The following is a 12,811-nucleotide window of genomic DNA, read 5'->3' on the forward strand; positions in this document are numbered from 1 at the left end:
GCTTTATATCGGTCGGTTCGACCATTTTGAGAAGGCAGGAGCGGCGGAATGCCCGATAAAGTGGATCAGGCCAGTGAGATCGACCAGTTCGACCGCCGCATCATCGACCTTCTGCGCGACGACGGCCGGATGTCGGTAGCCGAACTCGCGCGCCGCGTCGGATTATCGAAGACGCCCTGCCAGGTCCGGCTCAAACGCCTGCTCGACCAGGGCTATATCCGCGGCTTCCGCGCGGTACTCGATCCGGTCAAGCTCGGGCTCGACCACATCGCCTTCACCGAAGTGAAGCTGTCCGACACGCGCGAGGCGGCGCTCGATGCGTTCCGCCGCGCGGTGCTCGCGATCCGCGAGGTCGAGGAATGCCACATGATTGCGAGCAGCTTCGACTATCTGTTGAAAGTCCGCACGCCCGACATCCGCCGTTACCGCGAGGTCTTGGGCGAGCGGATCTCAAGCCTGCCCCATGTCGCCAGCACCTCGACCTTCGTCGCGATGGAAACGATCCGCGACGGCGCGATGTGATCCGGACACATCTCGATCCTCCCCCGCCAGGGGGAGGATCGAATTATCCCCGCTTGGCGGGCGCAACGACCCCATCGGTCTTTGACGCGACCAGATACCCGCCGACCACGAACACCAACGCACCAATCGTATTCCCGACCGTCACGATCGCGAGATTGCGGACCATTCCAGCGAGATCGATCGACGAATGCGGCACCAGCAGGCCGAGCGTCAGCGCAGTCATGTTGGCGACCGAATGCTCGAACCCGGCAGCGACGAACGCGAGCAGGATCCACGCCATAGCGATGCACTTGGCGGCATCGCCCGTCATCCGCGCCGCGGTCCAGATCGCCAGGCAGACAAGCCAGTTGCACAGGATCGCGCGTGCCAGCAGCGCGGTCGCGTCGACCGACACCTTGTGCAGCACATAGCCGTGGAACATCGCATCGGCGTTGGCGAAGATCGCGCCGCCACCGCCTGCCGCGAACACCAGCGACAGCACGACGCCGCCGATGAGATTGCCGATCCACACCACGACCGCCAGCTTGAGCGCGTCACCAATCGTGATCGTCCGCCGCGCGAGACCGAAGCCGAGATACATCACATAGCCGGTGAACAGTTCCGCGCCCGCGAACACTGTCAGGATCAGCCCAAGCCCGAAGGTCGCGCCCATCACCAGCGGCCGCACGCCGGGCTCGAGCCCCGACGCGGTGCTGAGCGCGAGAATCATCGCGATGCCGATATACGTGCCGGCGAGGATCGCGCCCGCGAAAAAGCCCGCGGGCGAGCGCCGTAGCGCCTCCGCCTTGGTCGCCGCGAGGGTCGCGTAGGTGTCGATCGTCGACGAATAACCGGTGCTCATGCGGGAACTTTGCTCTCGTGGCCGACGATCCCCGCGCGCACCACGCCACGATCCGACCCGAGGTCGGCAGCAGCGGGACGGACGGTCACCGGGATGGATTTATAGGAGGGGGTAAAGCTCTGCGGATCGTGATCCTCGAGCGCGATCAGCGGCTGCGTCTCGGGATAATAGGAGGCGACGCAACCATCGGGCAGCGCGTACCGCACCAGCATCAGCTTCTGCACGACCCGGTCGGGCCGCGCGAACTGCAGCGCGGTGGCGATATCGACGACATCGCCTTCCTTGTGCCCGAGCCGCGCCATGTCGCGCTCGTTCATGAACAGGATGTCGCGCCGCCCGAACACGCCACGATAGCGATCGTCGAGGCTGTAGACGGTGGTGTTGTACTGATCGTGCGCGCGCAGCGTAGTCAGACGCAGCACGGTCGGATCGCCCGCGCCCTCGTCCTCCTCGACGCCCTTGGTGACGAGGAAGTTCGCCTTGCCGCTGTCCGTCTTCCACTCGCGCATCGCCGCAGAATTGGGGAGGTGGAAGCCGCCCGGCTTGCGGATGCGCGTGTTGTAGTCGGCAAACGCCGGGAACACCGCCTCGATCTTGTCGCGGATCAGGCTGTAGTCGCCGACATACGCGTCCCAGTCGATGTCGACCGGCGCGCGGCCCTTCGCGGCAAAGGTCGCCTTGGCGATCTCGCCGACGATCCAGATCTCGGACTTCACGTTCTCGCCCGGCGGCATCAGGAACCCGCGCGAGGCGTGGACCATCGACATCGAATCCTCGACCGTCACCGATTGCTGGCCGGTCGCCTGAATGTCGAGTTCGGTCCGCCCCAGGCACGGCAGGACATAGGTCGCCCTCGCCATCAGCAACTGCGTGCGGTTGAGCTTGGTGGTGATGTGCACCGCAAGATCGAGATTGCGGAACCCTTCCGCGCACGCCTGCGGATCGGACGAGGCGATTGCGAGATTGCCGCCGAGGCAGACGATCGCCTTGGCCTTGCCGTCGCGCATCGCCGCGATGCTCTCGACCACCGAATGACCGTGATCGCGCGGCGGCTCGAACCCGAACACATCGCGCATGTTGTCGAGCAGCAAGGGCATCGGCCGCTCGGTGATGCCGACGGTGCGGTCGCCCTGGACGTTGCTGTGGCCGCGCAAGGGACAGATGCCCGCGCCCGGCTTGCCCATGTTGCCGCGCAGCAGGAGCAGATTGGCGATCTGCTGGACGTTGGTCGTGCCCGTGCGATGCTGCGTGACGCCCATCCCGTAGCAGCAGATCGTCGACTTCGACTTCGAATAGGCCAGCGCGACCTCTTCGAGATCACTGCGCGAGAGCCCGCTGGAGCGCTCGATGTCCGCCCATTCGGTGGTCGCCAGATCGGCGACATAGTCGTCGAGCCCCGCGGTATGCTCGGCGATGAACGCGTGATCGAGCGCAGGCTCGCCACCCGATACCTTGGCCGCCTCGTCGAGCGCGACCAGCGCCTTGGCGATGCCCTTCAGCGCCGCCGCGTCGCCGCCGACCTTCACCTGGTAATAGCTGCTCGCGATCGGGGTTGCCGACATCGTCGCCATCTCGACCACCGACTGCGGCGATTCGAAGCGTTCGAGCGAGCGTTCCTTGAGCGGGTTGAAGACGATGATCTTGCCACCGCGCTTCGAGACTTCGCGCAGTGTCGCCATCATCCGCGGATGGTTGGTGCCGGGGTTGTGGCCGATCGACAGGATCAGGTCGGCGTGATCGAAATCCTCGAGGCTGACGGTGCCCTTGCCGATCCCGATCGACTTCGGCAGCCCGACCGAAGTCGCCTCGTGGCACATGTTCGAGCAGTCGGGGAAGTTGTTGGTCCCGTACATCCGGACGAACAGCTGGAACAGGAACGCCGCCTCGTTCGAGCAGCGCCCCGAGGTGTAGAACTCGGCCTGGTTCGGATCAGGCACGGCAGCAAGCTCCGCGCCGATCTCGTGCATCGCGTCCGCCCAGCTCACGACCTCATAGTGATCGGTGGCAGCGTTGTAGCGGAGCGGTTCGGTGACGCGGCCCTGGTCCTCGATCCAGTGATCGCTCTGCTTCCAGATATCCGACACGCTATGCTTGGCGAAGAAGTCCGCGCCGATCGTCTTCGCGGTCGACTCCCACGCGACGGCCTTGGCGCCGTTCTCGCAGAATTCGAACGACGAGGTATGCTTCGGGTCCGGCCAAGCGCAACTTGGGCAATCGAAGCCGTCGGGCTGGTTGGACTTCAACAGCGTCTGGCCGCCGCGCACGACGATCTGCTGCGCCTTCAACGATACCGCGACCGCCTTGAGCGCCCCCCAGCCCCCTGCCGGGCCGGTATAGTCCACAATGCCGTCTGGACGTTTGGTCGCCATGTCGCTTCTCCCGCTGTCAGTCGCGCTTCCGACAGCTAGGTCAGCGACGCATACTTATCCCGCGGCGTACGCCTTTCGGCCAACCGCGCTAAAGCGAAAATTCCGCATCCCGTGATCGCGATATTTCGTAAGTGTTATCGCAGGTTAATCCACAGACAGGCCACCGCGCCTCAGGCCTCGGTCATGACCCCCTGGTAGATCGGCTCTTCCATCGCCCGGCCCGCACCGATCGCGACGCACGTCAGCGCATTCTCCGCGACGATCACCGGCAGCCCGGTCGCATCCGCCAGCACCTCGTCGATCCGCGCAAGCAGCGACCCGCCGCCGGTCATCACGATCCCCTGATCGCAGATGTCCGCCGCCAGTTCGGGTTCGGTCTTTTCCAGCGCGGTCAGCACCGTCTCGACGATCTGGCCGATCAGATCGCCCAGCGACCCGGCGATATCGCCTTGCGTCACCTCGATCTCACGCGGGACGCCGGCGCGCAGGTCGCGGCCCTTGACGCGCATGATCTCGCCGACCCCATCGTCGGGCATCCGCGCCATCCCGACCGCGAGCTTGACGCGTTCGGCGGTCGCCTCGCCGATCATCAGATTATGCTTGCGGCGGATCATCGACGCGATCGCATCGTCCATCTTGTCGCCGCCGACCCGCGCCGACGTGCTGTAGGCGAGCCCCCGAAGCGACAAGACCGCGACTTCGGTCGTGCCGCCGCCGATATCGACGATCATCGCGCCGACCGGCTCGGTCACCGGCAACCCCGCGCCGATCGCCGCCGCCATCGGCTCCTCGATCAGGAACACTTTCCGCGCGCCGGCATTGGACGCCGCCTGGCGGATCGCCCTGCGCTCGACCAGGGTCGCGCCCGACGGGATACAGATCGCGATCTCGGGATAGCGCGGCATCCGGCTATGCCCGCCATGCGCCTTGTCGATGAAGAACTTGATCATCTGCTCGGCGACGTCGAGATCGGCGATCACGCCGTCGCGCATCGGCCGGATCGTCTCGATCCCGTCGGGCGTCTTGCCCATCATCAGCTTGGCCTCGGCGCCGACCGCACGAACCTGTTTCACCCCGCCGCGCGTCTCGATCGCGACCACCGACGGCTCGTTGAGCACGATCCCCTGCCCGCGCAGATAGACGACGGTGTTCACCGTGCCGAGATCGATCGCCATGTCACTGGAAGCACGGCTGAACAGACGAGGAAGACGCATCGGCTTTGACATTCTGCAACAAGGGCGCGCGGTCATGCCGACCGTCGCCATAGAGACCATCAGCGCTGTGCGTACGCGCGATCCGCGTCAATCCGCCTGCGCCCGACCGGGCGATCCAGACGACGATTACGAAAAATGGCCCGGCAGAGGGGTTCTGCCGGGCCACGAGGATCCGTCCAGGGAGCTTCACTTCGCCTTGACGTTACTTCGGTCTAATACATACCAATCAAATAGGAATACAATTCTGCAAAGAGTACGACGAAGCGACCGTAAAATACGACCGAGTAAGTTCCCGATAAACTGCCGGCATAGACTGTATACACAAACAGATAACGCCCCCCTTTTGATCGAGAGGCATTATCTGTTCGAGCTGCTCAGGGCGAAGTCTACCGATCTTGGCGCGCCCTACGAGAACGCGCCACGACCGGTCGATCAAAACGTGTTTCCGGTCGTGTTGGTCTCGGTCGTATTGATCAGGTCGGTCGAATTTTCTGTTGCGACGCCATCGACCGCCGAGAAGTTCGCATCCGATTCCTCGACGACCGTGTTGCTGTCGATAGCCAAAACGTTCGACGGCTCGGCAGTCTTCGAACAGGCCGCAAGACCAAGTGCCAGAACTGCAATCATGGGCACGATCGTGATTTTCTTCATGAACTGGTCTCCGTGGTGACGACGTCAGAACTGCAGTCGCATAGCGCAACATTGGCTCTGGAACCGAAAGCTACCGCCGATGATCGCCCGGCGCAATACCCTATCGTGGAGATAGGATTTATCACCAGCTCAAGCCGGCGCGTGCATACAGATAGCGACCATTGAACCCGAACGGCGAGTAATAGGGGAAGCCGATCACCCCGGTGCTGTTGTTCGCGGGGATGGTCGCGTCGGGATAGACGTCGAACAGGTTGCTGACGCCGAACCCCAACTGCGCGCCCTTGGTCGCCTGATAGCGGAGTTCGATATCGGTGATGACGTGCTTGCCGCTATGGACGTCGGCGGCGGCCGTCGTACCCGGCTGGTTGACGTCGCCGTAATAGGTCACGCGGGCAAGCGCGCCGAACTGTTCGAGCGACCAGTCGATCGATCCGGTCACCTTCTCGCCGGGGGTGCCGTCCTCCAGCGTCAGGATACGACTGCGCGCGAACAGCGTCGGCGCGGGATTGAGCGCCGACGTCGAGGTCGGCACGCGCGTGACCTTCGAATCGTTGATGTTGCCGGCGATCGTCAGGTCGAACGTCCCCACGGAGTCGGTCGGCATGCGGTAATGCGCGACCGCGTCGATGCCCTTGGTGGTCGAGGCAAGGCCGTTGAGGAAGAACCGCGCGGCGGTGGCGCCGGATCCCGCCAGAAGGTTGGCGATCTGCGTATTGACCGCGACGGACTGGGTCGGCGACGTCGAAATGTTCTCCGACAGGCCGATCTGGTTGCGGATGTGGATGCGATACGCATCGACGGTCAGATCGAACCGGCCGGCACGGATGACGGCACCAGCCGACAGGTTGGTCGACTTTTCCGGCTCGAGCGGAAGGCCGCCGAGCCGGCTGGCGACCGGGCTGATCGACGGAAAGGTGCCTGTCTGGATCGGATTGCCGTTCTGGATGACGGTCGCGATCGAGGTGAAATATTGCTGTTGCAGCGCCGGCGCGCGGAACCCGGTCGACGCGGTGCCGCGCAGCGCGAACCAGCGCGTGAAATCATAGCGTGCGGAAAGCTTGCCGGTCGCGGTCGAGCCGAAATCGGAATAATCCTCGCCGCGTCCGGCAAGGCCGACCAGGAACTTGTCGGTCACTTGCGCCTCGACATCGAGATAGACGCTGCCGTTGCGCCGGCTGCGCTCGATCGCGTTGGCGGGCGAGAAGCCGCCAAACCCCTGCGCGCCCGGCGCAGCGGTCGCGGCCGCCCCCGTCACCGTGCCGGCCGCGGGATAGCCATAGGAGGCGAGCTCACCCGCCTCGATCTTGAACCCCTCGCGGCGCCCTTCAAGACCGAACGCGACGTTGACGCCCTGCAACAGGTCGAACTTGCGGTCGACATCGAGCCCGACGATGTACTGGTCATAGATCAGCGCGCCGTCGGAAAAGTCCTTCGGCGTGGTGCTGCCGAACGCGTAATTCGCCGAATTGAGCGTGCGGAAGCCGATCTTGTTGCGGCCATAGCTCGCGTTCAGGTCGACGTTCCAGTCGGCGACCACGCCCTTGATGCCTACCGCCGAATTGATGTCGCGCGACTTGGTGTTGATCAGCGGCAGGAAGCCATCCAGATAGCCGGCCAGCGCGGTCGTCGCGTTCGCCAGGCGTGGGAACGCCGCACTGCGCGTGTCGCGGTCCTGATAGCCGAGCCAGCCATACAGCTTCCACGTCCCCGTCAGCGTCGTGCCGGCATTGGCGAAGATGCTGTATTGCTCGACTGCCGGATCGCCGAACCGACCCGTCACGCGTGTTCCGGGGACGCGCGGATCGAAATCGGCGCGGTTGGTCGCCTCACGGTTCAGATACTCGCCCGACAGCGTCAGAAATCCGTCTTCGCCGAAGCCGAGTCCCTGCCAGCCCGAGACGGTGACGGCATGTTCGCCGGTCCTGCTGCGGCTACCGCGCGCGGTGTCGATGTCGGTGTTGTAGAAGCCGTAATTGACCGTGGCGGCGCCGCCCGACCGCGCCTCGCGCAGGCGGAGGTTGATCACGCCGGCGATCGCATCGGAGCCATATTGCGCCGATGCGCCGTCGCGGAGCACTTCGATCCGGTCGAGCGCGACGGTCGGAATGGTGTTGAGATCGACCGCCGCCGAGCCGCGCCCGACCGAGCCGCCGACGTTGAGCAAGGCCGCGGTATGGCCGCGCACGCCGTTTACCAGCACGAGCGTCTGGTCGGGCGACAGGCCGCGCAGCGTCGCGGGGCGGATCGCATCGGTGCCGTCGACCGCCGAGGGCCGCGGGAAGTCGATCGAGGGTGCGATCGCCGCCAGCGCCGCGCCGAGTTCGGTGGTGCCCTGGCGCTGGATCGCGGCCGAACTCAGCACGTCGACCGGCGACGCGCTGTCGAGCCGCGACCGGCCGACCGCGCGCGTACCGGTGACGATGATGTCGTCCTGCGTGTCGGGCGCAGCCGCGGCGGCAGGATCGGCCGAAGGATCGGCGGCAGTCTGGGCCGGCACGTCCTGGGCCCGAACGTCTTGGGCCGGCATGTCTTGGGCGAACGCGGCCTGCGCGATGACGAGAGCGAAGGTCGACGCGGCGAGCGCCAACGCGGTACGGTAAGCAGTCATGTCATGGTCCCTGATAGTGGATCGTTCTGCGACGACCTCTGGGTGTGTGGTACGAATGAAGGCGATCAACGGTCCCGGCAGGTCCCGAGCGATCGCCCGATAAGCGAGAAAAAGGCCTGGCTCGCGGCGCTGGCGGCGACATCCCATTCGGGATGCCACTGCACCGCCAGCACATCGCCGCCGCACGGCCGTGCCGAGAACGCCTCGACTAAGCCGTCCGAGGTCGCCAGCGCCTCGATAGTGAGCCCGGACCCGAGCCGATCGATCCCCTGGCGGTGAACCGAGGTGACCGAGAGGCTGCGCCGTTGCGTCACCGTCGCGAGCATCCCGCCCGCCTGCAGGTCGACGTCGTGGACGTGATCGAACAGCGTTTCATACGCGGTCGCGTCTTCGGTCGCCCGGTGGTGTCCCGCGTCGAGCGTATCGGTCAGCGTGCCGCCGAACAGGACATTGAGTTCCTGCAATCCGCGGCAGATCCCGAACACCGGCCGCCCGCCCTCGATCATCCGCCCTGCGAGCTCCATCGCTACCGCATCGCGGTCGAGATCGAGCGCATCGTCCGCCGCGCCATCCGCTGCATCGGTCTTACCATAGCGCGCGCCCGCGACGTTGGACCGCGACCCGGTCAGCAACAGCCCGTCGAGCCGCCCCGCCAGCGCGCGCGTATCCATCGCGTCCGCGACCGCGGGCACCAGCAGGACGGTCGCGCCGGCATAGCGGACCAGCGGCTCGACGAACCGCGTCGCGACCGCCTGGATCGGGCGATCGGCGATTTCGTTGCAGCACAATACGCCGATCACGGGCTTGATCGGCCCGTCATCGCTACGGCAGCATGCAAAGCGCATCATGCGGCGTGGCCGCACATCGTCGAGCGTCGTTGTTTCCTTTGCATCGCGGTGGCCTTTCGCGATCAATATCCATCGATCGCGTCGGATATTGGAGCGCTATAAGCTTTGGCACGGCCAAAAATTCATTGTCCGCACCAAGCCGCTCGTAAGTGCTTACGAATTACCCAAATGAATTTCTATTTTCGCGGATATCCGCATAGACCGCACCCGTCTGATTCGGCAGATATCGCGATGCGTGCAGCAGACACGGCGTGGGATGGATGGGAGTATGATATGACGATGAACCGGCGCACGGCGCTTTTGACCGGGGCAGCGATCACCAGCGGTGCGCTTCTTTCCGCCTGCGCAACCGTGACGCAGCCTGTTGGTCGGGCCCAGCCCTCGGCGTTCGTCACCGTCGTCGGGCATGGCTTCGAACGCAACGGCAAGCCGTATCGGTATGCGGGTGCGAACATCTGGTACGGCGCGTGGCTCGGCGCGGACACCGCCTATGGCAATCGTGCGCGGCTGGCACGCGAACTCGATCGTCTGAAGGCGCTCGGCGTCCGCAACCTCCGCATCCTGGGGTCGGCCGAACTGTCGCCGCTCAAGAACTCGATCACCCCGGGATTTCGCGACCAAAGCGCGACGTACAACGAGGACCTGCTAAAGGGCCTCGACTGGACGCTCGCCGAAATGGCGAAGCGCGACATGACCGGCGTGATCTACCTGACCAACTTCTGGGAATGGTCGGGCGGGATGATGACGTACCTGTCGTGGGTCAACGGCGGCAAGTTCATCAACATGAACGACCCCGCGCACCCCTGGCCCGAGTTCGCCGACTGGAACGCCGCGTTCTATACCAACGGTCAGGCGCAGGCGATGTACCGCGATTACATCCGCGCCGTCGTCTCGCGCACCAACACCGTGACGGGCGTTGCCTATGCCGCGGATCCGACGATCATGGCATGGCAACTCGCGAACGAACCGCGTCCGGCCGGCGGCGACAAGGTCGCGGTGCCTAATCTCTCGCATTTCTATCGCTGGATCGACGAGACCGCGCGCTACATCAAGACGCTCGATCCCCATCACCTCGTCTCGACCGGCTCGGAGGGACTGAAGGGCTCGATCGAGCGCGAGGATGTCGTGCTCGCCGCCCACAAGTCGCCCTCGATCGACTACCTCACCACGCATATCTGGCCGAACAACTGGACCTGGATGGACGCAGGCAATCTCGCCGGCACCTATGACGCCGGTGCAGCGAAGGTGGCCACCTATATCGACGCGCATATCCGGCTCGCCACGACGCTCGGCAAGCCGCTGGTGATCGAGGAGTTCGGCTACCCGCGCGACGGCCAGGCCGCCTATGATCCGTTCATCACGACCGAATATAAGGACCGCTTCTACCGCCAGATCTACGCCGCGATCGAGGCCAATGCGAAGGCCGGCGGGCCGCTCGCAGGCTCGAACTTCTGGGCCTGGAACGGCGAGGCGCGCACGCCGCATGCCGATCACCGGTTCCAGCGCGGCGACCTTGGCTATATGGGCGATCCCCCGCACGAACCGCAGGGCTGGTACGGCGTGTTCGACAGCGATGCCTCGACCCAGGCCGTGATCCGCGCGCACGCCGCGGCGATGGCGGCGCTCTGATGCTCAACCGTCGCGAGACGCTCGGGATGACGGCGGCGCTTGGTCTGCTGCACGGTGTGCCGGCACTGGCAGCGGTGCCGAACCGCCGTCTGAGCAATCCGAAAGCCTCGCCCGCCGCGCGCCACCTCTACGCCTATCTGTGGAGCCAATACGGCAGGAAGACGCTGACCGGGCAACAGGAGCAGGGCTCCGCGCCGCCCAATCCGCACGGCGAACTCGACTATCTCCAGCGCGTGACGGGCAAGCTCCCCGCGATCCTCGGGCTCGACTATATCGATCCGCGCGACAACGACGCCGTCAACGACCGGGCGACCGCCTGGGCGCGGTCGGGCGGGATCGTCACGCTGTGCTGGCATTGGGGCGCGCCCGACATCGGCACCGGCTACGAGAATTCGAAGAAGGATTTCGACGTCGCCGCCGCGCTGAAACCGGGGACGCCGCAGAACGTCGCGATGATGCGCCAGATGGCCGAGATCGCGCGGCTGTTGAAGGTCCTGCAAGACCGCGGCGTCGCGGTGTTGTGGCGCCCGTTCCACGAATTCAGCGGCGACTGGTTCTGGTGGGGCAAGCACGGCCCCGCCGCGTTCAAGGCACTCTGGGCGCTGATGCACGACCAATTTAGGCGTGTTTTCGGTCTGAACAACCTGATCTGGGTGCTCGGCTGGGCGGGGCAGAACGTCGATGCCGCTTGGTATCCCGGCCGCGCGACGGTCGATGTCGCCGGCGCGGACATCTATGCGAACGACCATAGCGACCTCGCCTCGATGTTCGCGCAGGTGAAGGCCATCGTCGGCGACACGCTGCCGATCTGCCTGCACGAGAACGGCCCCGTTCCCGACCCGGCGTTGCTCGGCCCCACGGCGGACTGGCTCTGGTTCATGACCTGGCACACGCGCTGGCTGACCGGCGCCGACCAGAACACGCCGGAGCAGTTGCGCCGCGACTTCGCCTCGAAGCGCTACGTGACCAAGGATGAACTCCCCGCATGGCTGAAGGTGAAGGCATGAAGACGATCCTCAGCCTGTTCGCGGCAACGTGGCTTTCGACATCGGCGACCGCCGCTCCGCCGACCGTGACTCCGACCACCACGAAAGCCGGCGCCCCCCTCCCCGTCCACATCGGCGGCCGCGTCGAGCGGACCGCGGATGGCTATAAGCGCCAATGGCCGGGCACCTATTTCGAGGCGGCGTTCCGCGGCCCGAGCGCGCTGTTCCGCATCGGCCAGGGTGACGTCATCCTCCGCGTGTCGGTCGATGGCGCGCTTGCTGCCAAGCTCGTCAAGCCGAAGCCCGGCCTCTACCGCATCGCCGGCCTGTCGAACGGTCGCCACACGATCCGCGTCGCCGTCGCCAGCGAAAGCCAGGCCGCCCCGACCGTCTCCGGCGGCTTCTATGCCGCCCGGGGAACGCGTGCCCTCCCCGCACCCGCCCGCGCGCGCCAGATCGAGTTCATCGGCGACTCGCACACCGTCGGCTATGGCAACATCTCGACCAAGCGCGACTGCACGCAGGACGAAGTCTGGGCGACCACCGACACCGCCCAAGCCATGCCCGCGCTGACCGCCCGCCGCTACGGCGCCGACTATCAGGTCAACGCGATCTCGGGCCGCGGGATCGTCCGCAATTACGACGGCATGGCCGCCGACACATTGCCCGTCGCCTACCCCTTCACGCTGTTCGACAAGGCCAGGCGCTACGCCGACCCCGCCTGGCACCCCCGCCTGTTCGTGATCGCGCTCGGCACCAACGACTTCACCACAAAGCTCCACCCCGGCGAGCCATGGCAGACGCGCGACGCGCTCCACGCCGATTACGAGCGGCACTATGTCGAGTTCGTCAAACGCCTGCGCGCGCGCGACCCGAACGCGCACGTCGTCCTGTGGGCCACCGACATGGCCAACGGCGAGATCGCGTCCGAGGTCGGCAAGGTCGCCGCGCGTCTCAAAGCCGAGGGCGAGCGCAACGTCGCCTTCGTCCCCGTCACCGGCCTCGCCTTCACCGGCTGCCACGCGCACCCTTCGACCGCCGACGACGCGCGGATCACGAGTGCGCTATCGACCTATATCGACGCGCATCCGGAGATCTGGGCGCAGAAATAAGCAAATGATTTGCACATTGTAGCGCTAACCC

The 12,811-nt window shown here is 65.4% G+C and carries 10 protein-coding genes; 4 read left to right on the forward strand and 6 right to left on the reverse strand.

From position 1 onward, the window contains the following. Window positions 1-48: 48 nt before the first annotated feature. Complete coding sequence (locus C8J40_RS07030) at window positions 49-522, forward strand: Lrp/AsnC family transcriptional regulator (protein WP_132896398.1); 474 nt, start codon at window positions 49-51, stop codon at window positions 520-522. A gap of 43 nt (window positions 523-565) precedes the next feature. On the opposite strand, the gene C8J40_RS07035 is transcribed toward C8J40_RS07030, so the two are convergent. The 6 genes from C8J40_RS07035 to C8J40_RS07060 all read right to left on the reverse strand — a co-directional run bounded on the left by C8J40_RS07035 (window position 566) and on the right by C8J40_RS07060 (window position 9,119). Continuing rightward, window positions 566-1,363: a formate/nitrite transporter family protein gene (locus tag C8J40_RS07035; protein WP_132896399.1), complete on the reverse strand. Its 798-nt coding sequence runs from the start codon at window positions 1,361-1,363 to the stop codon at window positions 566-568. After that, window positions 1,360-3,732: an FdhF/YdeP family oxidoreductase gene (locus C8J40_RS07040; RefSeq protein WP_132896400.1), complete on the reverse strand. Its 2,373-nt coding sequence runs from the start codon at window positions 3,730-3,732 to the stop codon at window positions 1,360-1,362. Before C8J40_RS07040 ends, C8J40_RS07035 begins: the two co-directional genes overlap by 4 nt. Window positions 3,733-3,902: 170 nt before the next feature. Beyond that, on the reverse strand, window positions 3,903-4,946 hold the full coding sequence (locus tag C8J40_RS07045) for a rod shape-determining protein (RefSeq protein WP_207894045.1): 1,044 nt from the start codon (window positions 4,944-4,946) through the stop codon (window positions 3,903-3,905). 432 nt (window positions 4,947-5,378) lie between these two features. Beyond that, window positions 5,379-5,597 (reverse strand): hypothetical protein, encoded by a 219-nt coding sequence (locus C8J40_RS07050; RefSeq protein ID WP_132896401.1) that lies wholly within the window; start codon window positions 5,595-5,597, stop codon window positions 5,379-5,381. Window positions 5,598-5,718: 121 nt separating this feature from the next. Further along, a complete protein-coding gene (locus C8J40_RS07055) occupies window positions 5,719-8,205 on the reverse strand; it encodes a TonB-dependent receptor (RefSeq protein WP_132734174.1) in 2,487 nt (828 codons plus the stop codon). A gap of 65 nt (window positions 8,206-8,270) precedes the next feature. Continuing rightward, complete coding sequence (locus tag C8J40_RS07060; RefSeq protein ID WP_347812458.1) at window positions 8,271-9,119, reverse strand: gamma-glutamyl-gamma-aminobutyrate hydrolase family protein; 849 nt, start codon at window positions 9,117-9,119, stop codon at window positions 8,271-8,273. Window positions 9,120-9,326: 207 nt separating this feature from the next. On the opposite strand from C8J40_RS07060, the gene C8J40_RS07065 reads away from it, so the two are divergent. Genes C8J40_RS07065 through C8J40_RS07075 form a run of 3 tightly spaced genes read left to right on the forward strand, consistent with a single transcriptional unit; the run spans window position 9,327 to window position 12,780 of the window. After that, complete coding sequence (locus tag C8J40_RS07065; protein WP_132896402.1) at window positions 9,327-10,682, forward strand: mannanase; 1,356 nt, start codon at window positions 9,327-9,329, stop codon at window positions 10,680-10,682. Beyond that, window positions 10,682-11,689 carry a glycosyl hydrolase gene (locus C8J40_RS07070; RefSeq protein ID WP_243693243.1) on the forward strand — a complete coding sequence of 336 codons (1,008 nt, stop codon included), beginning with the start codon at window positions 10,682-10,684 and terminating at the stop codon, window positions 11,687-11,689. The genes C8J40_RS07065 and C8J40_RS07070 overlap by 1 nt, the downstream gene beginning before the upstream one ends. Beyond that, window positions 11,668-12,780 (forward strand): SGNH/GDSL hydrolase family protein, encoded by a 1,113-nt coding sequence (locus C8J40_RS07075; protein ID WP_243693244.1) that lies wholly within the window; start codon window positions 11,668-11,670, stop codon window positions 12,778-12,780. Before C8J40_RS07070 ends, C8J40_RS07075 begins: the two co-directional genes overlap by 22 nt. Window positions 12,781-12,811 lie beyond the last annotated feature (31 nt).

Origin of the sequence: Sphingomonas sp. PP-CC-3A-396 (assembly GCF_004343105.1) — a bacterium.
Lineage (GTDB): Bacteria > Pseudomonadota > Alphaproteobacteria > Sphingomonadales > Sphingomonadaceae > Sphingomonas.

Excerpts from the sequence above, each read along its gene's own strand:
- C8J40_RS07035 (WP_132896399.1), bottom strand. The coding sequence starts at position 1,363 with ATGAGCACCGGTTATTCGTCGACGATCGACACCTACGCGACCCTCGCG.
- C8J40_RS07065 (WP_132896402.1), top strand. The coding sequence starts at position 9,327 with ATGACGATGAACCGGCGCACGGCGCTTTTGACCGGGGCAGCGATCACC.
- C8J40_RS07045 (WP_207894045.1), bottom strand. The coding sequence starts at position 4,946 with ATGCGTCTTCCTCGTCTGTTCAGCCGTGCTTCCAGTGACATGGCGATC.
- C8J40_RS07030 (WP_132896398.1), top strand. The coding sequence starts at position 49 with ATGCCCGATAAAGTGGATCAGGCCAGTGAGATCGACCAGTTCGACCGC.
- C8J40_RS07055 (WP_132734174.1), bottom strand. The coding sequence starts at position 8,205 with ATGACTGCTTACCGTACCGCGTTGGCGCTCGCCGCGTCGACCTTCGCT.
- C8J40_RS07050 (WP_132896401.1), bottom strand. The coding sequence starts at position 5,597 with ATGAAGAAAATCACGATCGTGCCCATGATTGCAGTTCTGGCACTTGGT.
- C8J40_RS07040 (WP_132896400.1), bottom strand. The coding sequence starts at position 3,732 with ATGGCGACCAAACGTCCAGACGGCATTGTGGACTATACCGGCCCGGCA.
- C8J40_RS07070 (WP_243693243.1), top strand. The coding sequence starts at position 10,682 with ATGCTCAACCGTCGCGAGACGCTCGGGATGACGGCGGCGCTTGGTCTG.
- C8J40_RS07075 (WP_243693244.1), top strand. The coding sequence starts at position 11,668 with ATGGCTGAAGGTGAAGGCATGAAGACGATCCTCAGCCTGTTCGCGGCA.